The 24,270-nt window shown below is 68.1% G+C and carries 20 protein-coding genes; 15 read left to right on the top strand and 5 right to left on the bottom strand.

Annotation, left to right across the window (positions count from 1 at the left end):
* The first annotated feature begins 60 nt into the window (after positions 1-60).
* The 14 genes from A5767_RS03980 (at position 61) to A5767_RS03915 (ending at position 19,541) form a co-directional block, all read left to right on the top strand.
* Positions 61-1,458, top strand: coding sequence for an amidase (locus A5767_RS03980; RefSeq protein ID WP_006551034.1), 1,398 nt, complete (start codon positions 61-63; stop codon positions 1,456-1,458).
* 21 nt (positions 1,459-1,479) lie between these two features.
* Entirely contained in the window at positions 1,480-2,583 is a 1,104-nt protein-coding gene (locus A5767_RS03975; RefSeq protein WP_064851689.1) for an XdhC family protein, read from the top strand.
* Positions 2,584-2,637: 54 nt separating this feature from the next.
* On the top strand, positions 2,638-4,341 hold the full coding sequence (locus A5767_RS03970) for a helix-turn-helix domain-containing protein (RefSeq protein WP_064851688.1): 1,704 nt from the start codon (positions 2,638-2,640) through the stop codon (positions 4,339-4,341).
* 177 nt (positions 4,342-4,518) lie between these two features.
* On the top strand, positions 4,519-5,967 hold the full coding sequence (locus A5767_RS03965; RefSeq protein WP_006551031.1) for a uracil-xanthine permease family protein: 1,449 nt from the start codon (positions 4,519-4,521) through the stop codon (positions 5,965-5,967).
* A gap of 87 nt (positions 5,968-6,054) precedes the next feature.
* Complete coding sequence (locus A5767_RS03960) at positions 6,055-6,969, top strand: FAD binding domain-containing protein (RefSeq protein WP_064851687.1); 915 nt, start codon at positions 6,055-6,057, stop codon at positions 6,967-6,969.
* Positions 6,966-7,637: a (2Fe-2S)-binding protein gene (locus A5767_RS03955; protein ID WP_006551027.1), complete on the top strand. Its 672-nt coding sequence runs from the start codon at positions 6,966-6,968 to the stop codon at positions 7,635-7,637. The genes A5767_RS03960 and A5767_RS03955 overlap by 4 nt, the downstream gene beginning before the upstream one ends.
* Positions 7,634-10,162, top strand: a complete 2,529-nt coding sequence (cutA, locus tag A5767_RS03950; protein WP_064851686.1) for an aerobic carbon-monoxide dehydrogenase large subunit — start codon at positions 7,634-7,636, stop codon at positions 10,160-10,162. Before A5767_RS03955 ends, cutA begins: the two co-directional genes overlap by 4 nt.
* On the top strand, positions 10,159-10,836 hold the full coding sequence (locus tag A5767_RS03945) for an SRPBCC family protein (RefSeq protein WP_006551024.1): 678 nt from the start codon (positions 10,159-10,161) through the stop codon (positions 10,834-10,836). Before cutA ends, A5767_RS03945 begins: the two co-directional genes overlap by 4 nt.
* A gap of 196 nt (positions 10,837-11,032) precedes the next feature.
* On the top strand, positions 11,033-13,135 hold the full coding sequence (locus A5767_RS03940) for a hydantoinase/oxoprolinase family protein (RefSeq protein WP_039586498.1): 2,103 nt from the start codon (positions 11,033-11,035) through the stop codon (positions 13,133-13,135).
* Positions 13,132-15,084, top strand: coding sequence for a hydantoinase B/oxoprolinase family protein (locus A5767_RS03935; RefSeq protein ID WP_064851685.1), 1,953 nt, complete (start codon positions 13,132-13,134; stop codon positions 15,082-15,084). The genes A5767_RS03940 and A5767_RS03935 overlap by 4 nt, the downstream gene beginning before the upstream one ends.
* Entirely contained in the window at positions 15,084-15,932 is an 849-nt protein-coding gene (locus tag A5767_RS03930; protein WP_064851684.1) for an SDR family oxidoreductase, read from the top strand. Before A5767_RS03935 ends, A5767_RS03930 begins: the two co-directional genes overlap by 1 nt.
* 26 nt (positions 15,933-15,958) lie before the next feature.
* The gene (locus A5767_RS03925; RefSeq protein WP_006551020.1) at positions 15,959-16,774 is read left to right on the top strand and encodes an enoyl-CoA hydratase; all 816 of its coding nucleotides are present in this window, start codon (positions 15,959-15,961) and stop codon (positions 16,772-16,774) included.
* Between the two features lie 57 nt (positions 16,775-16,831).
* The gene (locus A5767_RS03920; RefSeq protein WP_064851683.1) at positions 16,832-18,349 is read left to right on the top strand and encodes an acyl-CoA synthetase; all 1,518 of its coding nucleotides are present in this window, start codon (positions 16,832-16,834) and stop codon (positions 18,347-18,349) included.
* Between the two features lie 40 nt (positions 18,350-18,389).
* Positions 18,390-19,541 (top strand): acyl-CoA dehydrogenase family protein, encoded by a 1,152-nt coding sequence (locus A5767_RS03915; protein ID WP_006551018.1) that lies wholly within the window; start codon positions 18,390-18,392, stop codon positions 19,539-19,541.
* 30 nt (positions 19,542-19,571) lie between these two features.
* Here A5767_RS03915 and A5767_RS03910 read toward each other — a convergent pair whose 3' ends face one another.
* From A5767_RS03910 to A5767_RS03890, 5 genes are all read right to left on the bottom strand, one after another.
* A complete protein-coding gene (locus tag A5767_RS03910) occupies positions 19,572-20,411 on the bottom strand; it encodes an alpha/beta fold hydrolase (protein ID WP_064851682.1) in 840 nt (279 codons plus the stop codon).
* Between the two features lie 75 nt (positions 20,412-20,486).
* Positions 20,487-21,086, bottom strand: coding sequence for a class I SAM-dependent methyltransferase (locus tag A5767_RS03905; RefSeq protein ID WP_082937594.1), 600 nt, complete (start codon positions 21,084-21,086; stop codon positions 20,487-20,489).
* Between the two features lie 475 nt (positions 21,087-21,561).
* Positions 21,562-22,101, bottom strand: a complete 540-nt coding sequence (locus tag A5767_RS03900; RefSeq protein ID WP_019290767.1) for an acyl-CoA thioesterase — start codon at positions 22,099-22,101, stop codon at positions 21,562-21,564.
* 33 nt (positions 22,102-22,134) lie between these two features.
* A complete protein-coding gene (locus A5767_RS03895) occupies positions 22,135-22,614 on the bottom strand; it encodes a MarR family winged helix-turn-helix transcriptional regulator (RefSeq protein ID WP_019290768.1) in 480 nt (159 codons plus the stop codon).
* Between the two features lie 43 nt (positions 22,615-22,657).
* Complete coding sequence (locus tag A5767_RS03890) at positions 22,658-23,620, bottom strand: DNA-3-methyladenine glycosylase family protein (protein WP_064851681.1); 963 nt, start codon at positions 23,618-23,620, stop codon at positions 22,658-22,660.
* 125 nt (positions 23,621-23,745) lie between these two features.
* Here A5767_RS03890 and A5767_RS03885 point away from each other — a divergent pair, with 125 nt between their 5' ends.
* A complete protein-coding gene (locus tag A5767_RS03885; RefSeq protein WP_033098456.1) occupies positions 23,746-24,264 on the top strand; it encodes a ribonuclease H family protein in 519 nt (172 codons plus the stop codon).
* The last annotated feature ends 6 nt before the right edge of the window (positions 24,265-24,270 follow it).

The following is a 24,270-nucleotide window of genomic DNA, read 5'->3' as shown; positions in this document are numbered from 1 at the left end:
CGTAGGAGGGACCCGGAGCCGGCCATAGCGTTCTCGTCGAACGCAGACCAAGGAGGGCCAGTGGCGGTAGACGGTCGATCCCCGACGCTCGACACCGAGCGCACCGGCACGTGGACCGGCGCCGACGCGCGGTCGATCGCCGCCGTGGTCCGCAACCGCGAGGTCACCGCCCGTCGGGTCGTCGAGGACCATCTCGCCCTGATCGCCGAGCAGAACACGCGCCTCAACGCGATCGTCACCGTCGCGGCGGAGAGTGCCCTCGCCGAGGCCGACGCCCTCGACCGACGCCTCGACCGCGGCGAGGTGGCCGGTCCGCTCGCCGGGGTGCCGTTCACCGTCAAGGACCTCATCGCCACCGCAGGCGTGCGCACGACGGCCGCCTCGAGGGCGCTGGCCGACAACGTCCCCGTCGTCGATGCACCGGCCGTCGCCGCGATGAAGGCGGCCGGCGCGATCCTCGTCGGCAAGACCAACACGCCCGAATTCGGGACCTCCGGGCTCACCGACAACGAGATGTTCGGACCGGCCGTGAACCCGCTCGGCAGCCCCGAGTCGCCGCGCTCACCCGGCGGATCCAGCGGGGGCGAAGCCGCGTCGATCGCGTCGGGCATGAGCGTCCTCGGATTGGGCACCGATTTCGGCGGGTCCGTGCGCTGGCCCGCGCACTGCACCGGCCTGTGCTCGATCCGCCCCACCGTCGGCCGGGTGTCCGCGGACGGCCAGTACCCGGGGGTGCTCGTCGGCGATCATGTACGTGCCAATCCGACGACGGTGCACGGCGCGCTGCAGACCGTCGGGCCCATGACACGGAACCTCGGCGACCTCGTCCTCGCCCTCCGCATGATCTCCGAACCGCACGTCGCGTGGACCGACCCGGCGACCGTCGACGTCGACACGCTGACGATCACCTGGGCGCCCGGGGAGGGCACCGTGCCCGTCGACGACGAGATCGAGGACGTCGTCCGCGAGAGCGCGCGGCGCCTCGGTGCCCGTGAATACCGCGGGTCGGCCCTGGTAGAGGGGAACGAGTTGTTCGGGCGGCTGAGGGCCACCCAGACCCACGCCGACATCGACGCGCTGGCGAGGACCGACCGCTTCGGTGCTGTCATCCGCGACCTGCTGTCCACGGCCGGTCGCGCCGAACATCGGGAGGTGGAGGGCCTCTGGGCGTGGCGCACCGCGCTGATCCATCGCCTGCTCGACGAGATGGGCGACGTGCTGGTGCTGCCGGTCGCGTCCATCGGGGCGCCTCCGCTCAGCGACGATCGTTTCGCTGTCGGCGACCGGCTGCTCACCTGGCAGGAGGCACTGGCGAGCTGCCGCACGATCAGCGTCACCGGCCTCCCGTCCGTCGTCGTCCCTGTCGGGCGGACGAGTGACGGCATGCCCATCGGCGTGCAGGTCGTCGCGCGCCCCTTCCACGACCACGTCGCGCTGGCCGTCGCCGCGCGTCTGTGACACACCGGTAAGGAGACCGCTGTGCGGGACATTCTCGACGAGCTGTCGCGATGGTTCGACGACGGTGAGACGTTCGCGCTCGCAACCGTCGTGCGCACCTGGAAGTCGTCGCCGCGCGAACCCGGCGCCGCGATGGCCGTCTCGCGGTCGGGCGAGGTGGTGGGCAGTGTCTCGGGAGGGTGCATCGAAGGCGCGCTGTACGACATCGCGGGTGACGTGCTCGCCGACGGGCGTGCACGGACCGAGGTCTTCCGCGTCACTGACGACGACGCCTTCGGAGTGGGTCTGACCTGCGGCGGCACCATCGAGGTGTTCGTGCAGCGGGTCGATGCCGCGACCTATCCCGAGTTCCCCGAGGTGGCACGGCGGATCGGGGCTGGAGAGCCGGTCGCCGTCGTTACCGATCGGGAGTCCGCCGACCATCGTGTGGTCACCCTCGACGGGGGCGACGGCACCGACGTCGGGGACGAGGTGCGCCTGCGCCTGTCCTACGGCGCTTCGGAGGTCTATGTCGACGAGGGGCGTGCGCAGATCGTGGAGATCTTCGCGCCGCGACCGCGGATGTACGTCTTCGGTGCCATCGACTTCGCGTCCGCCCTGTGCACGCTGGGGAAGTTTGCCGGTTACCGCGTGACGGTGATCGACGCCCGGCCCGTCTTCGCGACGCCCGCCCGATTCCCCGACGCCGACGAGGTCGTGGTGGCGTGGCCGCACGTCTTCCTCGAGTCGGCGCCGGTCGACCCCACCACGGTCGTCGCGGTGCTCACCCACGACGAGAAGTTCGACATCCCGCTGCTCGAACGCGCCCTCCGCTGCGAGGCCGGATACATCGGGGCGATGGGCAGTCGCTCCACGCACGAGCGCCGGGTCGCCCTGTTGCGCGAGGCCGGTCTGTCGGCCGACGAACTGGGACGACTGCACTCGCCGATCGGACTCGACCTCGGGGCACGCACCCCGGAGGAGACGGCCGTGTCGATCCTCGCGGAGATCCTCGTGAGCACGCGCGGTGCCACCGGGCGCAGCCTTGCGACACTGCGCGGACCCATCCACCGGGTGCCGGCGGGACGCGCTGCCCGACCTGCGGATTGTCCGCCTGCGATTGACGGTATTGCGGCAGCCCTCTAATGTCACGTGTCTCCCATGCGGGGGTGAACGACTGGCAGGTGGACGGGTAGTGCTGTGACGGTGCGCAAGGCTGAGAAACCGGGGCCCAGCGCATCCGAACCGGGACGCAGCGCAGCCGATCCGGAGGACAGCGCAGCGGTCGTATTCGAACCGTGCCCGCTCGCAGACGTCGTCTCCTCGGGTCTCCTCGTCGCACCGACGGTGCTTGCCGGTGACGTCTCCACGGCGCGACCTGTCACCGGGGTCGCGGTGATGATGCTCCCCGAGATCGGTCCCTGGCTGCGTCCGGGGCTGCTGCTCGTCACCTCCACCACCGTGCTCGCGCGACTCGCCGTGCCGGTCGCCGACTTCCTGGCGCGGCTGGACCGAAGCGAGGTCTCGGCGCTCGTGGTCCGGCTCGACACCGGACATCCGCTGCCGCAGAGCCTCACCGACGACGTTCCCCTCCCGGTGCTGACGACGCCGGAGGAGGTCGTCGCGGATCACCGTCTCGCGCGGGGTCTTCGCGACATGGCTGTCGCTCAGGTGGAAGCGGTCTTCGAGGCGGATCACCTCCGTCGCGGGCTGCTCGAGATCGTCATGGCCGGCGGCGGGCACAGGGCGCTCGCCGAAGGCATCTCGCGCCGGCTCGGCGGGGCGGTGCTGATCACCACCCCGGACGGACGTCAGACCTACAGGGCCGGAAATGAATCCGACTTCGCCTGGCTGTCCTCGACGGCAGCCGTCGACTCGACAGGCCGGGTACGGACCGATTCGATCGAGGGCGGTCTCGGTCTGCACCGATTCGGCGACGAGTACGTGGCGATCGCCGCGATCTCCGCCAACGGCATCGACCACGGTCGGCTCGTATTCTTCTGTCCTGCACGTGATCTCTCCGCGCCGGATCTGTATCTCGTGGAGCAGGCGGCGACGGTGTGTGCGCTCGTCGTGAGCCGTGAGCTCGCAGTGTCTGCGGTCGAGGAGAAGCACCGGGCCAACTTCGTCCGGGACCTGTTGCGCGGCCGCGCCGGTGAACCCGAACAGGTGATCGTGCACGCCCAGATGTTCGGCTGGAATCTCGACCGCCCGGTGGTGGTGGTCGCCGTCGAACCCGATCGCGTGGACGACGATTCCTCGGCGGCACCGGCGCGACTGCCCGTCGTGGAACGGCAGGCCCGCGCGTTCGCGGGTGCGCTCGCCGGCCGCGATTCCGGAGCGTCCGTCACGGCCCTGGCGACCGAGACCGTCGTGCTCATGGGTGAGGGCAGCGACACGATGACCCTCGTGCACGAACTCGTCGCCCAGGTGCGCGGAGCCGGTGGGGGAGGACGTCGCCCGTTCGGTGTGGGGGTCTCGCGTGCGTCGTCGTCCACCGACGACCTGCCGGTGCTCTACGCCCAGGCGCGCACGGCACTCGAAGTGGGCCGCAAGATCTCCGGGCCGTGGGCGGTGACCCATTTCGACGATCTGGGTGTGTACCGGTTGCTGAGCCTCGTCGAGGACACCGAGGAACTCGAGTCGTTCGCGCGCGAGACGCTCAAGGAACTGACCGACGGCACGGCCGAGGCGCAGGACATGTGCCGTACCCTCGAGGTGCTCCTCGCCACCAACATCAACATCGCAGAAGCCGCGCGCCAGTTACATTTTCATTACAACACTCTGCGCTATCGTGTGGCGAAACTCGAAAAGATCCTCGGTCCCTTCACCGAGCAGCCCGAACTGCGGCTGGACCTTTCGCTCGCCCTCAAGATCATCGCGATGCGCGGGATCGATTCCTGACGATCAACCACCGATCTTGCCAATTTCGGAAGGTCGCTCCTGGCAGATTCCTCCCACGCCGGGCCGGAGCTGCTCCGTTAGCGTTTGCGGCTACCGAAGTACACGTGTGATCGGCAACACAGGCGTAACGATCCACGTGAACGCTATCGGCACCCACACTCTGCTGAAAGGTCCGATATGCCCATCTGGACAGTGCACGGAGACGGCAAGAACATAGAACCGGGACAGGTCGTGGCGCCGATGGAGCGCCTGAGTTGGGGCCGCACCATCGGCCTGGGCGGCCAGCACGTGGTGTCGATGTTCGGCGCCACCTTCGTCTTCCCCATCATCATGGGACTCAACCCGCAACTCGCAGTCATGCTTTCGGGCTTCTGCACCCTGTTCTTCCTCGCTGTCGTCAAGGGCCGGATCCCCAGCTATCTCGGTACCTCCGCGGCCTTCGTCGGCGGCATCGCCGCGATCTACGCCCAGGGCGGCTCGCCGTCGGAGGTCACCGGTGCGATCATGGTCTCCGGGCTCGTGCTCGCCGCGATCGGTGTGGTGATCCACTTCCTCGGCGGCTCGCTGGTCTTCAAGATCCTGCCGCCGGTGGTCACCGGCGCGGTGGTCATGCTCATCGGCTTCAACCTGGCACCGGTGGTGGCCGGTACCTACTGGCCGCAGGATCAGTGGGTCGCGCTGACGGTGATGATCGCGCTGATCGTGGGCAGTGTCGTGCTGCGCGGCTTCCTCGGCCGCGTCGCCATCTTCCTGGCATTGCTGTTCGGCTACGCACTGTCGTGGATCCTCGACCGGATCAGCGGACCGATCACCTCCTACGACGCCGGTGCCGACGCCGTCACCGAACACTTCCGCGTGAACTGGGACGGCGTCGCGTCCGCGCCGTGGTTCGGTCTGCCGCCGTTCACGGACGAAGCCGCCGGTGTCGTCGGCATCCATGCCCCGTCGTTCAGCCTCACCTTCATCGTGCTCGTGCTGCCCGGCGTCATCGCCCTGATCGCGGAGAACGCCGGACACGTCAAAGCGGTCGCCGAGATCACCAAGACCGATCTCGACCCCATGATGGGACGCGCGCTGGCCGGTGACGGTCTCGCCACGGCCCTCGCCACCGGTGTCGGCGGTTCCCCGACGACGACCTACGCGGAGAACATCGGCGTCATGGCCGCGACCCGCGTGTACTCGACGGCCGCCTACGCCGCGGCCGGTGTCATCGCGATGCTCCTCGGCTTCTCTCCGAAGTTCGGCGCGGTCATCTCCGCGACCCCCGGCGGCGTGCTCGGCGGCATCACCGTGGTCCTCTACGGCATCATCGGCCTGCTCGGCGCCAAGATCTGGAAGGAGAACGGCGTCGACTTCGGCGACCCGCGCAACCTCATGCCCGTCGCGGCCGGCCTGATCATCGCCATCGGCGACACCAGCCTCGAGTTCACCGACACGTTCTCGCTGAGCGGCATCGCGCTGGGCACCATCGTCGTTATCGGCCTCTACCACCTGTGCCGGGTCATCGCCCCCAAGGACATCGCCCCCGAGGATCCCGATACCCCCTCCGATCAGGGAGAACCGGTCCGGACGGAGCCCGATCCCGACGGGGAGAGCGGCGCCGGGAGGCTGAAGGAGTTCGCGTGACCTCTATTACATCTGACATTGTCGACCGGTGAGCTTTGTCACTTCTCCACGAAACGCCGATCACACTATGCGGGCAGGATCTGTTCAATGAAACCGTCGCCACTCACCTATCACCGACCGCGGTCGATCGATGAAGCCTGCGAGATCCTCGCGGGGGTCGCGCACGAGGGCAAAGTGCTCGCCGGCGGCCAGTCACTGATTCCGCTGCTGTCGATGCGCCTGGCGGCACCGGCTCACCTCGTCGACATCGGCTCGATCCCGCGCCTCGACGCGATCTCCGCTTCACCGGAACTCGGCGTCACCTTCGACGCTCTCACCACCCACACAGCGCTCGAATCCGATCCCACGGTCGCGCAGGTCCAGCCCCTGCTGGGCCGCGCGCTCCGGTTGGTCGCACACCCGACCATCCGCAATCGCGGAACGACCGTGGGATCGATCGTCCACGCCGATCCGTCCGCGGAGATGCCGGCCGTGCTGTCGCTGCTCGGGGGAACGCTCACCGTTCGCTCCGTCCGCGGAGTCCGGCAGATCCCCGCCGCCGAGCTGTTCGCCGGGCCGCTCGAATCGACCCTCGAGGCCGACGAGATCGCCACCAGCGTGACGGTGCCGGCTGCGCGGCCGGGCACCGGCACCGCCATCGACGAGATCGCACGACGCCACGGCGACTACGCCCTCGTCGGCGTGGTCGCGCAGGTGGAGGTCGAGGACGGCGCGGTGACGTCCGCCCGGATGACCTACGTCTCCGCGGGAGAACTCGGGCAGGTCGTCGACTACACCGACATCCTGCGCGGAGCCTCGGCGCACGACGAGCGCGACCCGCTCTGGCAGCAGGTCGCGGAGAAGGCACGCGAGACCGTCGAGACGGAGGCGGACATCCACGCCACCGACCGCTACCGGTCGCAGCTGGTGGCGGCACTGACCGGCCGTGTCGGCTTCGCGGCCGCGCAGGACGCGATCCGCGACGACACACGGGTACCGATGCACACGGGAGGAAGTCGATGACGAGCTCGATCCACAAGGGTGGTCGCGACGCCTCGCGGCGGACCGTCGCCGAACAGGTCGACGAGCTGCAGGCGGAGACCGGCGAGCACCACGTCGCCGTGACCTTCACCCTCAACGGCGTGACGCAGACCGTGGTGCTGCCCTCGCGCACGCTGGCATCGGACGCGATCCGTCATCACCTCCGCCAGACCGGGACCCATGTGGGATGCGAGCACGGTGTGTGCGGCGCGTGCACGGTGCTGCTCGACGGCAAGCCGGTGCGGTCGTGCCTCGTGCTCGCTGCGAGCCTCGAGGGCCGCTCGGTGACGACGGTCGAAGGGCTCGTCGAACCGGACGGCACCCTGCACCCTGTGCAGGAGGCATTCGTCGACTGCCACGGTCTGCAATGCGGTTTCTGCACACCGGGATTCGTCACCACGATCGCCGCCTTCCTCGAGGAGAACCCGTCGCCCACCCACGAGGAGGCGACCGATGCGATCGCCGGCAACCTCTGCCGGTGCACGGGCTACCAGAACATCCGGGCGGCCGTGCTGCGCGCCGCCGAGATCAAGCGCGAACGGTCCGGAGGCTCACCGCTCGGCCCCGACAGCGAGGCGGCACGCGCCTCGCTCGACGCCAAGGTCCGCGGCGCCACCGCTCCGGTCGGAGGAAAGGCAGGACGAGCATGACCAGCGTCTCCGATTCGCCCGTCTCCACCTCGGTCTCGACGAGCACGGCAACCGACCTCGCCCCCGCCGACATCGGTGGTGCCACCGAGTCGGGCAAGTCGTTCGGCAAGCCCATCCCGCGTGTCGAGGACAACCGGCTCGTCAGCGGTAACGGCCGCTATCTCGACGATCTCGGGCACGGCGCGCTCGCCGCGGCCTTCGTCCGGTCGCCGCACGCGCACGCCCGCATCCTCGACATCGCCGTCGATGCGGCTCTCGAACTGCCGGGCGTGCACGCCATCTACACCTACGACGATCTCGAGGCCGACTCGCCCGAGATGGCCGAGAATCTCCCACTGCTCATCCCGCACCCCGCGATCACCGCTCCGCGCAACGGATATCCGCTCGCCAAGGACGAGGTGAACCATGTCGGTGAGGCGATCGTGATGGTCGTGGCCGACAACCGGTACATCGCCGAGGACGCCTGCGCGCTGATCGACATCACCTACGAGGCCCTTCCGGCCGTGGTCGGTGTCGACACCGCACGCAACGCCGAGCACGTCGTCCATCCGGATGTGCCCGACAACGTCGCGGCGCACCTCCAGCACGGGTTCGGCGACATCGAGGCGGAACTCGCCGCGGCACCGCACACGTTGACCCTCGACCTCGAGATCGAACGTTCGGCGTCGATGCCGATGGAGGGCAAGGGCGTCTACGCCCGCTGGGACGACGACGAGAAGGTGCTGACCTTCTGGACGTCCACCCAAACCTCGACGTCCGCCCGTGCTGCGATCGCCGCGCGACTGGGCATGGCGCACAACAAGGTCCATTGCATCGCCCCCGACGTCGGTGGTGGTTTCGGTGTGAAGATCGTCCACCCGTGGCCCGAGGAGGTCATGGTCACCTGGGCCGCCCGCAAGCTGGGGCAGGCCGGGATCTCCAGCGAGGTCAAGTGGGTCGAGGACCGGCGCGAACATTTCATCTCGAGCGCCCACGAGCGCGGGCAGGTCCACGAGGTCACCGTCGGGTTCGACGACGACGGCAGGCTGCTGGCCTTCGACTTCTCGATCTGGCACGACAACGGCGCGTACCTGCCGTACGGAATCATCGTGCTGCTCAACACCTCCACCCAGGTGCTCGGCCCCTACAAACCGCGCGCCTTCCGGGTGGACGCCTATTCGCTGTACACCAACACGGTCATCGTCACGCCCTACCGCGGCGCGGGACGACCCCAGGGCGTGTTCGCAATGGAGCGGGCGATGGACGCCATCGCCAAGCATCTCGGCAAGGATGTCCTCGAGGTCCGCGAGACCAACTTCATCCGCCCCGAGGAGATGCCCTACGACTTCCACCTGATCTTCCAGGACGGCCGTCCCCTCATCTACGACACCGGCGACTACCAGGCCGGAATGGACAAGCTCAAGAAGCTCATCGGCTGGGACGAGTTCGCCGAGTACAAGGAACGTGCCCGCGCCGAGGGCCGCCGCGTCGGAATCGGTGTTGGAGCGTACGTCGAGGGCACGGGACCGGGCCCGTACGAGGGCGCACACGTGCTCATCGAGACCTCGGGCAAGGTCAAGGCCGCCACGGGCCTGACCACCCAGGGCCAGGGACACCAGACCTCCTTCGCGCAGATCGTCGCGGACGATCTCGGCGTGCCGGTCTCCGATGTCGAGATCGTCACCGGCGACACCCGCCGATTCGGGTACGCGGTCGGCACGTTCGCCTCGCGCGGTGCCGTGATGTCCGGATCCGCCTTCCACGTCGCCGCGCAGATGGTGGCGGAGAAGGCGAAGAAGATCGCCGCGGACCACCTCCACGCCGACGTCGCCGATCTCGAACTGCGCGAGGGGCACGTGTGCGTGGTGGGCACCGAACCCGGCGCGGAGGGCACCTCGATCCCACTCGGTGTCGTGGCCGTACTGTCGAACCCGCTCCGCTACGCCTTCGACGACGCATCCCGTCGCGCAACGGGATTCGCGAACGCCGAGACCGACATGTCGGTGCCGCCCGTCCTCGAGGGTGAGCAGCCCGGCCTGGAGGCGACCGGCTACTACTCGCCGCCCACCTCGACGTTCGCGTCGGGAATCCACGCGGCGATCGTCGAGACCGATCCCGTCACCGCCGAGATCCGGGTGCTCCGGTACGCGGTGGTGCACGACTGCGGCAACGTCATCAACCCGCGCATCGTCGAAGGCCAGGTGCAGGGCGCGGTTGCGCAGGGCATCGGCGGCGCACTCTATGAGAAGATCGTCTACGACGAGCACGGGCAGATGCTCAACGCGTCGTACATGGACTTCCTCATGCCCTTCGTGACGGAGATGCCCGACTCTCTCGAGATGGACCACACCGTCACCCCGTCCGCACTCAATCCCCTCGGGATGAAGGGCGCCGGTGAGGCCGGTGTCATCCCGACCTCGGCGGTGATCGCCGCGGCCGTCGAGGACGCGGAGGGTATCCCGATCATCAGCATGCCGATTTCCCCCTCGGAGTTGTTCGAGCTGCGTCTGACCCACGCGGCGTCCCGAAACAAGGAGAACGAATGAGAATCGCCGGTACCGCGCAACTGCAGGCACCTCCCGACGTGGTGTACGACAGCCTGCAGGACGGCCGTGTTCTCGCGGCGACGATCCCGGGCGTGCAGTCGCTCGAGCAGATCAACGACAACCACTACAAGCTGTCCATCACCGCCGGAGTGGCCTCCATCAAGGGCACCTACGACGGGGAAGTGGTTCTGTCGCAGCAGAATCGCCCCGAATCGTTCGTGATGACGGCATCGGGATCCGGTGCCCCGGGAACGGTCAAGGCCGATGTGACGGTGCGTCTCGAAGAACGCGACGGCGGCACCGTGCTCACCTACGACGCGGACGCGGTCGTCGGCGGCATGGTCGGTGGTGTCGGACAACGGATGATCACCGGTGTCGCCAAGAAGATGGCCGGTGTGTTCTTCAACGGCATCGACGGTGTGATCGCCGACGGTCTGCCGGCGGCGCCGAGTGCGGCCGAAGCCGAAGTTGTCGCGGGCGTGAACGGAGCCGAGGTGGCCGAGGTCGCCGAGGGTGCGGGTGTGAAGACCACCGCGCTGCCCGTGGCCGCTGCGTCCGCTGCACCGGTACCGGCCGGAACACCTTCGGTAGCAACCGTTCTGCTGTCCGCGGGAGTGGGCGCCGGTATCGCGCTGGCGGGCGTCGCCCTGGGAGCGATCCTCGCCCGACGCTGACCTTCTCGTCGAATCTCCACGGCACCCCCGGGCCATCACGGCCCGGGGGTGCCGTCGTCTGCAGGTGGCAGGTGCACGAACCCCGAACTCCAGGCGACGAGTTCGGCGAGATGTGACAAAGAAACACCGCCGCTCAGGGGGTGGAATGTCATCAGACGTCAGGTGGGACACCGGCGAGACGAACCCAGGAGGAAACATGGGATCCAGGAAGATTCGGGTCGGTATCGATACCGGCGGAACATTCACGGACGTGGTCGCGGTGGACGACGAGTCCGGCGCCATCGTCACCACGAAGACCCCGTCGACACCGCAGGATCCGGCCATCGGCTTCCTCGCAGGCATCGAGAAGGTCCTCGCGCAGCTCGGCGAGACCGGCGACGCGATCGACGCCGTCAGTCACGGCACCACCGTCGCGACCAACAAGCTCCTCGAGGGCAAGGTCGGCACCCTCGGATTCATCACCACCGAGGGCTACGAACACGTCCTCGAGATCGCCCGCCAGTCGGTCCCCGACGGCTACGGCAACTCCTACTTCTGGGTCAAGCCCGACCGCATCGTGCCGGCCGACCGTGTCCGCACCATCCGCGGTCGTCTCGCCTACAACGGCAGCGAGATCCGTCCCCTGAACGAGGACGACGTCCGCGCCGCCGCCCGCTTCTTCAAGGACCGCGAGATCCGCACCGTCGGCGTGTGCCTCATGCACTCTTACGCCAACCCCGAGCACGAGCGCCGCGTCCGCGACATCCTCATGGAGGAGTACCCGGAGGCGACCGTGAGCATCTCCAGCGAGGTGCTGCGCGAGTACCGCGAGTACGAGCGGTCCATCACGACCCTCGTCGACGCCGCGGTCAAGCCCAACATCCGCAACTACGTCAACAACATCGCGAACCGGCTCCGCGAGTTCTCCTCCGCCGAGGGCGAACAGCGCGACATCCCGTTCTACGTGATGAAGTCCAACGGTGGCGTGCTGTCGGCGAAGGAGGTCGTGCACCAACCGATCACGACCGTGCTCTCCGGCCCTGCAGCCGGTGCCCTGGGTGCGGCGCTGATTGCCGGCGTCGCCGGTGTCGACCAGGTGCTGACCTGCGACGGTGGCGGCACCTCCACGGACGTCACCGTGGTCGTCGGCGGCGAGCCGGCACTCACCACGGAAGGTCGCGTGGGTGTCTACCCGTCCAAGATCCCCATGATCGACGTGGTGACCGTCGGCGCCGGCGGTGGCTCCATCGCGTGGATGACCCCCGAGGGCACCCTGCGCGTCGGCCCGCAGTCGGCGGGCGCCGATCCCGGACCCCTGTGCTACGCCAAGGGTGGCAACGAGCCGACCATCACCGACGCCCACGTCCTGCTCGGTCGCATCCCTCCCCACCTGCTCGGCGGTGAGATCCCGCTCGACACCGAACTCGCCCGCAAGGGCGTCGAGGAGCTCGCACACCGTCTCGGCCTCGAATTCGAGGCGTGCGCCACGGGCATTCTCGAAGTGTCGGCCTGGAACCAGGCCAACGCGCTGCGCCAGATCACCGTCAAGCGTGGTCTCGACGTCCGCGACTTCACCTTGGTGACCTTCGGCGGCTCCGGGTCGCTGCTGGCCTGTCGCCTCATCGACATCCTCGGTCTCAAGGACGTCCTCGTGCCGCTCGAGCCCGGCAACGTCTCGGCCTTCGGGCTGCTGACCGTCGATGTCCGCAACGACTATGTGCAGACGCACGTCAGCCGCCACGACCGGTTGGAGATCGAGGAACTACAGGCCGGACTCGACGCCCTCGCGGCCGAGGCCGAACGTGCCCTGGAGGACGAGGGATTCGGGCCCGATCAGCGGCAGTACGCCCGCTCGGCGGACCTGCGCTATTTCGGCCAGGCCTTCGAGGTGCGTGTGCCGGTCGGCGACGGCCCCATCACCCAGGAACTGATGGACGAGGCGGCCGAACGCTTCCACCAGGCCCATCGCGAGCTCTACGGCTACGACTTCCGCAACGATCCCCACCAGCACGTGGAATGGGTCAACCTCCGCGTCAGCGGTATCGGCCCCATCAAGCGACCGGAACTCGCCGAGATCGCCCCGGGCACGGGGGCGGACGACGCGCTCACCGGCACCCGTCAGGCGTACTTCGACGAGTGGGTCACCACCCGCGTGTACGACCGCGCCCGCCTCGGCGCCGGCGACGAACTCGAAGGTCCCGCCGTGATCGAGGAATTCAGCTCGACCATCCCGGTTCATCCCGGATTCCGCGCTCGCATCGACACTTTCGGCAACATCCGCCTCAGCAAGACGTCCGACTCGAACGGAGCCACCCGATGACTGCGACTCTCGAACCCGCCGCGGCCACGACCCGCAAGCCCTTCCGGCTGACCGACGCTTCGGGTAGCGCTCCCGATCCGGTGCTGGTCGAGATCGTCGCCGGCTACCTCGCCAGTGTCGAGATGGAGGTGGAGACCTCCATCTCCCGGACCTCGCGCTCGCCGATGATCCGCGACGCCCACGACTTCCGTGCCGGCATCCACGACCGCAACCTGCGCAAGCTCACCGGTCGTTCGTACTCGGCGCTCGTGCATCCGGTGGCGCGGGACTTCCCGCTCGAGACGATGAAGCCCGGCGACGTCTTCTTCCACAACGACGTCTACCTCTCCGAAGGCGGCATCGGGCACCTGCCCGACCTGTGCGTCACGGTCCCGGTCTTCGCGACCCGCCCCGGCGACACCGAGCCTTCGGTGGTCGCGTTCGTGCAGGCCTTCGGCCACCACGACGACATCGGCGGTTGCTGCCCGGGCTCCATGCCCTCGGGTGCGACCACCGTGTACGAGGAGGGACTGATGGTCCCGCCGATCAAGCTGTGGGACCAGGGCGTTCCCAACGAGGCGGCGCTGCGGATCATGACCCGCAACTCCCGCATGCCCGATTCGCTCGCCGCCGACCTCGACGCCGAGTGCTCGGCGTGCCTCATGGGTGCGCGTCGACTGTCGGAACTGTTCGAACGCTACGGTGTCGAGACCGTCGAGGCCTGCTTCGACGCGATCCTCGACGCCACCACGGAGACCTACCGCCGCGAGATCCTCAGCAAGATCCCGGTGGGCACGTACACCTGGGAGGACTACGCCGAGCACGACGGTGTGGACGAGCCCATGCTGCACGTGCAGCGCATCACCCTCACCAAGACCTCCCCGGAGGACGAGGGCGGCGAGCGCCTGATCCTGGACTTCAACGGCACCGGTCCGCAGGCGAAGGGCCCGATCAACCACTGCGGTGACTACGCCGACGGCAACTTCCTCATCAAGTGGCTGGCGCCGATCCTCCGCAACCTGGCCGACACCCCGGACCGCATGGCGGAACTGGACGTCAACGAAGGTGTCGTGCCGCTGATCGAGATGAGGTTCCCGGAGCCGGGCACGCTCATCACGCCGATCTTCCCCGCTCCCACCAACGCTCGCACGTTCGTGATCCTGCGTCTGCTCGGTGTGCTCTCCGGTGTGGTCGCCAAGGCGGTCGACGGCAACATGCCCGCCGACCAGGAGACCATCCGCTACACCGGTGTGTACGGCGAGGACTTCGACGGCCACTCCTACCTCATGCGTGAGGTGCTCGGCGGCGGCTCCGGCGGCCGGCACTACGCCGACGGTGAGGACACCATCCACGTGGTGCCCGACTCGCGGAACCTGCCCACGGAGTTCACCGAGAGCCGTTTCCCGTTCATCGTCGAGAAGCTGGGTCTGGCAATCGATTCCGGTGGGGCCGGCCGCTATCGCGGTGGTCTCGGCTACGAGAAGCACATCCGCATGCTCAAGGATGCGAACTTCATGTCCATCGCGGACCGTTCGATCCTCGCCTGCTGGGGCGTCAAGGGCGGCAAGGCCGGCAAGCCGTTCTCCGTCACCCTCGATCCCGGCGGCCCGAACGAGCGCGAGTTCGACGCCCTCACGGACGCCGAGCCGATCAAGGCCGGCGAGGTCGTGCGCATCCGCACCACCGGTGGCGGTGGCTGGGGCGACCCGCTCGATCGTCCGATCGGCGAGGTGGTCCGGGACGTGCTGTGGCGCAAGGTGTCCGTCGAGGGCGCCCGCGACGACTACGGCGTGATCCTGAAGGACACCTCGGCGGAGGAGCCCGTCGCCGACGTCGAGGCCACCGAGGCGCTGCGTGCGCAGATGCGCGCCGAGCGCGGCGAGGAAGAGCCCTTCTTCGACCGCGGTCCCGGTTACGCCCGCCTGTCGGGTGGTGCCGAGTTCGCCGAGTACGACTTCATCGGCAACTGATGTCGACGACGGCCACTTTCTCCCGCGGCACCGATCTCGCAGTGATCGGTGCCGCGGGGAAGACCGGAACGGCTGTCATCGCGGCGCTGGAGACGGCAGACACGACCCCCGTCCGCCGAGTGGTGCACACCGCTCGGCAGGCGGGGGATCGTGCTGTCGACCTCGAGACCGGTGCCGGGCTCGTCGACGCCCTGTCGGGCTGCCGTGGCGTCTACTTCATCGCCCCGAACATGCACCCCGACGAACCGGCGCTGTTCGAACGGTTCCTCGCGGCGGTGGCCGAGGCAGTTGTCGATCACGTCGTCTACCACTCCGTCGCCTGGCCGTACACGCCGGCGATGCCGCACCACCTCGACAAGGCGCGTTGCGAGGACATCCTGCACGCTTCCGGGGTGCGGTGGACCGTTCTGCAGCCCTGCGCGTACACGGAGAACTTCGCATCCGTCCTCGACGGCTCGGTCGATGCACTCGACGTCCCCTACGACCCCGACGCGCCGTTCTCGTTCGTCGCCCTGTCGGACGTCGCGACGGTGGCGGCCCGTGTCCTCGTCGAGGGTACGGACATCCACCACGGCGCCACCTACGAGCTCGGGGGACCGGACTCGGTGAGTGTGCGGCAGCTGTGCGCGGTCGCCGGGCGGTCGGTGGAGATCGAGCAGGTGTCCGTCCCGGTGTGGATGGAGCGCCACGGCCGCGACCTGCCCGCGGATACCCGGGAGCGTCTGGCGGCGATGTTCGACTTCTACGACGATCACGGCTTCGTCGCGGGAAGCGCCGTGACGGCGGCGCTGCTCGGTCGGGCGCCCGCCCGCGTCGCGGATCTCGTCTCGTCGATGCCGCGCCGGTAACCCGCCGGTGGTGTAGGAAAGGGAACGTGACGGATCGCTCTGCGGACGGCCCCGACGCCGTCGACACCCTGCCCCCGCCCGTGCTCATCGCTGTCGACGAGGCCAGCGGTATCGGGGTGCTCACCCTCGACCGCCCGGAGCAGCGCAACCCGCTGTCGGTGGAGACGATGCGCGAGGTCATCGCCGGTCTGACGGCGCTCGCGGCCGACACGAAGGTGATCGTGGTCCGCGCGGAAGGCCCGGTGTTCTCGGCCGGGCACGACCTGCGGCAGATGATCGGACGCACGCTCGACGAGGAACGCGCGATCTTCGAGACGTGCAACGAGATGATGCGGACCGTGCAGTCGATCCCTCAACCGGTGATCGCATCGGTGCAGGGCACGGCGCTCGCGGCGGGATGCCAGCTCGTCGCTGCGTGCGATCTCGCCGTCGCTGCCGGCGACGCTCGCTTCGGTACCCCGGGTGTGCGGATCGGGTTGTTCTGCTCGACGCCGATGGTCGCGGTCAGCCGCGCGATCGGCCGCAAGCGGGCGCTGCAGATGCTGCTGACCGGCGACACCATCGACGCGCAGACCGCCGCCGACTGGGGCCTGGTGAACTACGTCGTCGAACCGGAGACGCTGGAGACCGCGACCACCGAGCTCGCCCTGAAGATCGCCACGTCGTCCCCCGAGACGATGCGGATCGGCAAGGAGGCGTTCTACCGGCAGATCGATCTGCCGCAAGAGACGGCCTATGCCGCAATGGCGGAGACGATGGCGTCGAACGCGATGATCGACGACGCGCAGGAGGGGATGACGGCCTTCCTCGAGAAGCGGGCACCGGTCTGGAAGGACCGCTGATCCCGAGCGATCGCTAGGTCTGGACTAGTTGGTTGGACGTCCTATAAAGTTCACTGCATGACCCCCGACCCGCGTCAGAGCACCGTCGACGGCATCCTCCACCGCACCGCCGCGCGCTATCCCGCCCGCGTCGCACTCCGCTTCGGCGACCGGCAGTTCACCTACCGGGAACTCGACGACGCCGTCACCCGTGCCGCTGCGCACCTGCTCTCGTTGGGCCTGTCCAAGGGCGACCGCGTGGCCGCCTACGGCACCAACTCCGACGGCTACGCGATCGGATATCTCGCCGCTGCCCGCGCCGGTCTGGTGCACGTGCCGATCAACTACGCACTGCGCGGCGAGGAACTGTCGTACCTGCTCGGTCAGTCGGGCGCGAAAGCCGTGCTCGTCGACCCCGTGTTGCGCGACAATCTCGACGCCGTCCTGGCCGACGTGCCGGCCGAGACCGTCGTCCCGCTCCGCGACGCCGACGACTCCCTGGTGACGGTCGCGCAGACCGGCGACGTGCCGACGCTCGACGTCGCCGTGGCCGACACCGACCTCGTCCAGCTCCTCTACACCTCGGGCACGACGTCGAAGCCCAAGGGCGCCATGATGACCCACCAGGCGCTCACCTTCGAATACATGTCGTCGATCGAGGCGCTCGACCTGTCGGCCGGCGACGACCCGCTCGTGTGCATGCCGCTCTACCACTCCGCGGCGATGCACGTCTTCCTCATCCCGTACTTCGCGGTCGGTGCGACCGTGCGGCTGCTGCCCGCACCCGACGTCGCCGAGATCCTGCGGCTGGTGGAGGAGGAGCGCATCGGATCGCTGTTCCTCGCCCCGACGGTGTGGGTGCCGCTGACCAACCATCCCGACCTCGACGAGCGCGACCTGTCGTCGCTGCGCAAGGCGCAGTACGGAGCGTCGATCATGCCCGTCACCGTCCTCGAGCGACTCCGCGGCCGCTACCCGGAGCTCGGCTTCTACAACTGTTTCGGCCAATCCGAGATCGGTCCGCTCGCCACCGTCCTCCGCCCCGAGGAACACGACGCGCGCCCCGCCTCGTGCGGCCGGGCCGTGCTGTTCGTCGAAACCCGCGTCGTCGACGCCGACGGCAACGACGTCCCCGACGGTGAACCCGGTGAGATCCTGTACCGCTCACCGCAACTGTGCCTGGGCTATTGGGAGAATCCCGCCGCGACGGAGGAGGCCTTTCGCGACGGCTGGTTCCACTCCGGCGACCTCGTCACCCGCGACGCCGAAGGCTTCATCACCGTCGTCGATCGCATCAAGGACGTCATCAACACCGGCGGCATCCTCGTCGCCTCACGTGAGGTCGAGGACGCGATCTACACGCATTCGGCCGTCGCGGAGGTCGCGGTGATCGGTACTCCGGACGAGAAATGGATCGAAGCGGTGACCGCGGTGGTCGTCCTCAAGGACGGTCACGAGCTCGACGAGCCCACCTTGATCGACCACGTCAAGCAGCGCCTCGCACCGTTCAAGGTGCCCAAGGCCGTTCGCTTCGCCGACGTCCTGCCGCGTAACCAGAGCGGCAAGCTCCTCAAGCGCGAACTGCGCGGATCCTGACCACTCCGACCGAACACTGCGAAAAGGAAATCCGAACCCGATGCCGAAGAAGCACGTCGCCTCCTGGTACGACGACGAGGTCTCTGCCGTCTACGATCTCGCGCGCGAGTTCTTCGATCGCGAGGTCATGGGCAAGGCCGAGAAGTGGGATTCGCAGCGTCGTATCGATCGTGAGGTGTGGCTCGAGGCCGGCAAACTCGGTCTGCTGTGCTGCTCGATCCCCGAGGAATACGGGGGTGGCGGCGGTACCTTCGCGCACGACCTCGCGGTGTTCGACGCGCAGGGCTACTCCGGCGATCTCGCGTTCGGCAACTCCGTGCACAGCGGCATCGTCGCGCACTACATCCTCGAATACGGCAACGAGGAGCAGAAGAAGACGTGGCTGCCGGGCATGGCCACCGGCGAGATCCTCGGTGCCATCGGCATGACCGAACCCGGCGCGGGTTCGGACCTCAAAGCGATCAAGACCACCGCGGTGCGCGACGGCGACCACTACGTCGTCAACGGCTCGAAGACCTTCATCACCAACGGTTCTTCGGCCGACGTCATCGTCCTCGCCGTCAAAACCGACCCGAAGGCAGGCGCCAAGGGTGTGTCGCTGCTCATCGTGGATCTCCGTGACGCCCCGGGCTTCTCGGTGGGCCGTGTGCTCGACAAGGTCGGCCAGCACGCCGCCGACACCTCCGAGCTGTCGTTCGTCGACGTGCGCGTGCCCGTGACGAACCTGCTCGGCGAATCCGAAGGTCTCGGCTTCGGTCAGCTCATGGCACAGCTCGTGCAGGAACGTCTGATCATCGGCGCGCAGGCCGCCGGTGCGATGGACCGGGCCGTCGAGGAGACCGTCCGCTACACCAAGGCGCGACAGGCGTTCGGGCACAGCCTGTTCGAGTTCCAGAACACGGCCTTCGAACTCGCCGAGTGTCAAACCATCGCCCGCACCTGCCGCATCTTCCTCGACCACTGCATCGAGCAGCACCTGAAGGGCCAACTCGATCCGTCCGATGCCGCGATGGTCAAGTACTGGCTGACCGACAAGCAGTGCGAGGTCATCGACCGGTGCGTGCAGTTGCACGGCGGCTACGGCTACATGCGCGAATACCTCATCGCGCGGATGTACGAGGACGCGCGCGTCCAGCGGATCTACGCCGGCGCGAACGAGGTCATGAAGCAGATCATCGCGCGGGCGCTGTAACCGCCGAGTCGTATCCGGATGCGGGACGTCTCAGCGGGCTGTGGCGGTCAAGAACTCTTCGATCGCCGCCGTGAGCTTCTCTGGCTGGTCTTCGGCCAGCAGGGTGTAGCTGTCGTCGATTTCGACCAGCCGCGCGTCGGGGAAGGCCTCGGCGAGGCGTCGCCCGTGATCGCGCGGCATCATGCGGTCCTCGGTGGCCCACACGACCAGCACCGGCCCGGAGAATTGCGCCGCTTTCGCAGCGATCTCGAGCAGCTGTTGCTTGGGCGGGGCCGAGAGTGCGTACTTGGCCAGATCACGCCGGATGTTCCGGTCGACGGTGGCCGGGCGGAACCAGGCGTCCATGACGGGTCCGGGTACCGGACGTTTGCTCATCCATCCCCAGGTGCCGGGGCCACGCCGGCCGAACTTCGTGCCGAGCACCGCCATGAGCAGGCGTACCCCACCCGGAAGCTTGACCAGCGGCAGGAGTCGTTTCACCGGGCCGGGAGGGTAGTTGTCGAATGCCTCGCACGCGGCGAGCACGAGTCGCGAGACCCGTTCGGGATTCGACACGGCGAAGAACGCCTGGGCGCCGCCCCAATCGTTCTGGATCAGCGTGACGTCACGCAGGTCGAGAGCGTCGAGGAACTCCCCGATGAGATGGCCCATGCCGACGAGGGTGAGGTCTGCCTCCGGGCGCATCGGTATGCGGTGCGAGCCGAGAGGCCAGGTCGGCGCGATGCAGCGGTAGGTGCCGCGGAGTTGTTCCACGACGTTTCGCCACACGGTTCCGTCCATCAGTAGACCGTGGATGAACACGAGAACCGGTCCGTCGCCACCGGTGTCCTCGTACTCGATCGTTCCTGCCGAAAGCTCGATGTCGAACACGCGATCCCCCTTCGCGTCGAGTCGTCGAGATACTTCCACAGTTCGACGCCGATCACCGGGATTTCACTGATTCCCTCAGAGGGGCTTGGCCCAGTCCAGCGTGTAGCGGTAGTAGAAGCGTCGATGGATACGGCTTCCGGGCAGCACCATCGCGGCCGCGCGACGGATATCGGCGAGTGACTCGCGGGGTTGTTCGGTCGTCATGCCGAGGTAGCCGGATTCGCGGTGGATGGTGCTCGCTACGCGAACGGGAAGAACAAGGGCCCCGGCGACGAGCCGATCGATCACGGTCTTGTTGGCAGACAGCCCCACGATGCGCAGGCTCCCTCCCGGGGCCAGAAGTTCTCGCATGCGTTCGAGCGCGATGATCAGCGGCATGTGATGGAGGGTGGCGACGCACGTGATCAGGTCGAAGCGCCGATCATCGAGTTCCGACGAGGTGAGGACATCTCCCTCGACGAGGTGCGCGTCGGGGGTGTCGGCAAGGCGTGCGCGCGCTCGGGCGACAGCCGCGTGATCCGAATCGATGCCGGTGACCGATGCAGCTGCCGTGGCGAGTTTCCGAAGGAGAAGTCCGTCGCCGCAGCCGATATCGAGGACGCTGCTGTCACGGTGCGGAACCGCTGCGAGCAACTCCGAGTGGAAGGCCGTGTTGTGATTCCGATACTCGGTCACGATGCTCCTTTCTCGTCGTCGGGAACGTGTCAGGGTGCATGAGGTCGGGTCCGCGGAATCGCCGACGGTATCGAGCGTGAACTCGACGCATCGGGCTGGGGCACCTGCCACATCGTCGGGAACTCCCTCCGTGGACAGGTCGGGTTCGAACTCGAACGCCATGGCCGTGCACGTTCGCCGGCTGCTGTCAGTCCGAGTCGCGGTCGGAAACGTTTCTCATGGAGGGAGTTCCGTATCGGCTTGTCGTTCATTGCGCAGTTTCCGTTGGCGGCAGCGGCGCGGGTGCTCGGTGAGCGGGCCTGGGCACGGCTCCAACGACCGATCCTCCGGAACGCGAGCCGGCGACTCGACGCCATACCACCCGAGGATGCTGCGAATGTCGTCCGCGCAGTGTCCCACTGCCCGATCTACCTCACGAGGCTGCTCGCCGGCCTTCGCGACGGGCCGTTGACGGACCTTCACCGGGTGAAGGCACCTACCACGGCCGGCTCGTGGTGAGATACTTCGCCATCTCCTGACTCTGCGCGCGGTGCATGCGGCGGTGCTCCGCCCGCTCGTCACCGGACTCGTTCAGCTTGCGTTCCTCGTCGGATTCGGGCAGCACCGGTGGGACCTGCATGGTTCGACCGCCGTCGTCGACGGCGACGAAGGTGAGGAAGGCGGTGGCGGCGATGCGCCGCTCCCCGCTGCGCAGATCTTCGGCGGTGACCTTGACGAAGACCTCCATCGAGCTACGTCCGGTCCACGTCACGAACGACTCGAGGCACACCGAATCGGACGGACGGACGGGTTCGAGGAAGGCCACGGAATCGGTCGACGCCGTCACAACCGAGGCACGACTGTGACGGGTCGCCGAGATCGACGCGGTCATGTCGATGTCGCTCATCAGCTTCCCGCCGAACAACGTGTTGTGGTCGTTGACGTCGTTGGGAAACACCCTGCTGGTCTTGACGACTCGCGATTCTCGGCAAGGTTTGGCCTGCACGCCGATGGTCCTTTCGTAGATCGTGCTCACGGCGGGATCTCCGCCGGATGCACCTCTACAAGCCTACGACTGCTGCGCGGAAATCGGCGCAGGCCTGGTGTGATACTCGACAATCCTGGTCAGCATGGCGGTGAGCTGTGCGCGTTCGGCCGCGTCGAGGGGAGCGAACGCCTCGTCCTGCGCCGCGGTGAGCATCCGGTCGAGATCGAACAGTCGCCGGCGCCCGCGCTGGGGGAGGGTGATGATGTTGCGTCGCCGATCGGTCGGGTCGGGTGCTCGTTCGACGAAACGCCGGTCGACGAGTGCGTCGACGGCGGCGGCGACGTCGCTGCGATCGAGTCCGCAGCGACGGGCGAGGTCGATCTGACTGGACGGACCGTGTACCTCGAGGGCGGCCAGGATCCGGTAGTGGTGACCTCGGGCATCGGCGGAATCGAGGCGGTCGAACACGACGCGATGCACGTGTCGCGCCGCCAGGGTCATCAGATAGCTCGGGAGGTGTCCGAGCCGATCGGGGCCGGCCGCGTCGTGGGTGGCGGACATGTGACCGAGTCTACGATTACGGGCCCTGTGGATCGAGACCCCGTCACCGCCGACGGTGGTCGGTGATGGGGGTGCGAGGGCCGCGTTTCGGAACCTGCGCGTACCCACCGGACTCCACGATCAGTCGAACCGCCCGATAGCGTTGCGGGCGCAGGGGTTCGAGGTATTCGATCATGCCGGGATCGTCGAGGGGCTTACCGAGCAGCGCCCATCCGACGACCTTCGCGAGGTGGTAGTCGCCGACGGAGAGCGCATCGGTGTCGCCGAACGCGCGCTGGGCGACCTCCGCGGCCGTCCACACGCCCACCCCCGGCACGACCCGCAACTTCCGTCGGGCGTCGGCGGCCGGTTCATGCACGAGGCGCTCGAGGGAGTCGGCGACCTGCGCGCACCGCACCACAGTGCGTGCGCGGCCGGGGTCGACGTTCGCCCGATGGAACTCCCAGGACGGCACGGTCCGCCAGGTCGCCGCGGAGGGCGGCACGCGCATGCCCTCCGGGGCCGGACCGGGCGCCGGATCGCCGAACCACGTGACGAGACGACGCCAGGACGCGAACGCCGCCACCCCGTGCACCCGCTGTTCCAGGATGGCCGGCACCAGGGATTCGAGCACCCGGCCCGTGCGGGTGATGCGCAGGGCAGGCATGCGTCGGTGCGCCTCGACGAGCAGGGGATGCTCGGGTACGAAGCCGGACGGGTCGTCGTCGGCGCCGAGCAGCGCCGGAAGCCGATCGACCAACTCGGATGCGCCCGGACCCCACGCCAGACACCGCGCGCCGTGCGGACCGTCCTGGGTGAGTCGGTACGTCACGGCACCGGTGTTCATCCGGGAGGTACGCCAGACGGCGCCGGCGACGACGCGATGACACGGATCCCACGGCCCGCGCTGCAGCGGGCGCAGGGTGCGCACCACGTCGACCGGCCACGGCACGCGCACGGGGGTGTCGAGGGGTGCTTCGTCCGCCACGCTCGCGATGCGACGGCCTCGCTCGTCGGACACGGTCACCGTCCTACCGTACTCTGTGCGCTGGAGCCGACTTTCGCGACTCTGTGCGCTGGAGCCGACTTTCGCGACTCTGTGCGCTCGAGCCGACTTTCGTGGTGTCGGAGGGTGCGGCTATGGTCGGGCGCATGATCATCGTGAGCACCGACGGATCCTGCCTTCGCAATCCCGGTGGCGCCATCGGGTGGGCGTGGGTCAATCACGAGGGGCCCAGCGCGTCGGGCGGTGAGCGTTCGGGCACGAATCAGATCGCCGAGCTCCGGGCGGTGCTCGAGGCACTGCGCGCGCATCCCGGCGCCGAGCCGATGATCATCGAATCCGATTCGCAGTACGCGATCAAGTGCGCCTCCGAGTGGCTGCCCGGATGGAAGCGCAAGGGTTGGAAGACGGCCACCGGCGCGCCGGTGAAGAACCTCGAACTCGTGCGCGCCATCGACCGCGAGCTCACCGACCGCACCGGTCCGGTGCGGTTCCGCTGGGTGCGCGGCCACGTCGGCAACCACTTCAACGAGATGGCCGACACGCTCGCCGGCCAGGCCGCCCGCGAGATCGCGGCGCAGCCCGGCCCGATCGAGGTGCCGAGCACGCCCGTGGTCGCGCACAAGCCGCCGAAGTGCGCCGACGACGCCGAATTGACCTTGTTCTGAGCGAAG

It is taken from the genome of Rhodococcus sp. 852002-51564_SCH6189132-a, assembly GCF_001665495.1.
Taxonomy (GTDB): domain Bacteria; phylum Actinomycetota; class Actinomycetes; order Mycobacteriales; family Mycobacteriaceae; genus Rhodococcus; species Rhodococcus pyridinivorans.
The sequence above is the reverse complement of the archived record's forward strand: the minus strand, read 5'-3'. Positions and strand labels throughout refer to the sequence as shown.

Bases quoted from the DNA above. Each gene is read 5' to 3' on its own strand.
- A5767_RS03965 (WP_006551031.1), top strand. From the start codon at position 4,519: ATGCCCATCTGGACAGTGCACGGAGACGGCAAGAACATAGAACCGGGA.
- A5767_RS03960 (WP_064851687.1), top strand. From the start codon at position 6,055: ATGAAACCGTCGCCACTCACCTATCACCGACCGCGGTCGATCGATGAA.
- A5767_RS03955 (WP_006551027.1), top strand. From the start codon at position 6,966: ATGACGAGCTCGATCCACAAGGGTGGTCGCGACGCCTCGCGGCGGACC.
- cutA (WP_064851686.1), top strand. From the start codon at position 7,634: ATGACCAGCGTCTCCGATTCGCCCGTCTCCACCTCGGTCTCGACGAGC.
- A5767_RS03945 (WP_006551024.1), top strand. From the start codon at position 10,159: ATGAGAATCGCCGGTACCGCGCAACTGCAGGCACCTCCCGACGTGGTG.
- A5767_RS03940 (WP_039586498.1), top strand. From the start codon at position 11,033: ATGGGATCCAGGAAGATTCGGGTCGGTATCGATACCGGCGGAACATTC.
- A5767_RS03935 (WP_064851685.1), top strand. From the start codon at position 13,132: ATGACTGCGACTCTCGAACCCGCCGCGGCCACGACCCGCAAGCCCTTC.
- A5767_RS03930 (WP_064851684.1), top strand. From the start codon at position 15,084: ATGTCGACGACGGCCACTTTCTCCCGCGGCACCGATCTCGCAGTGATC.
- A5767_RS03920 (WP_064851683.1), top strand. From the start codon at position 16,832: ATGACCCCCGACCCGCGTCAGAGCACCGTCGACGGCATCCTCCACCGC.
- A5767_RS03915 (WP_006551018.1), top strand. From the start codon at position 18,390: ATGCCGAAGAAGCACGTCGCCTCCTGGTACGACGACGAGGTCTCTGCC.
- A5767_RS03895 (WP_019290768.1), bottom strand. From the start codon at position 22,614: ATGTCCGCCACCCACGACGCGGCCGGCCCCGATCGGCTCGGACACCTC.
- A5767_RS03885 (WP_033098456.1), top strand. From the start codon at position 23,746: ATGATCATCGTGAGCACCGACGGATCCTGCCTTCGCAATCCCGGTGGC.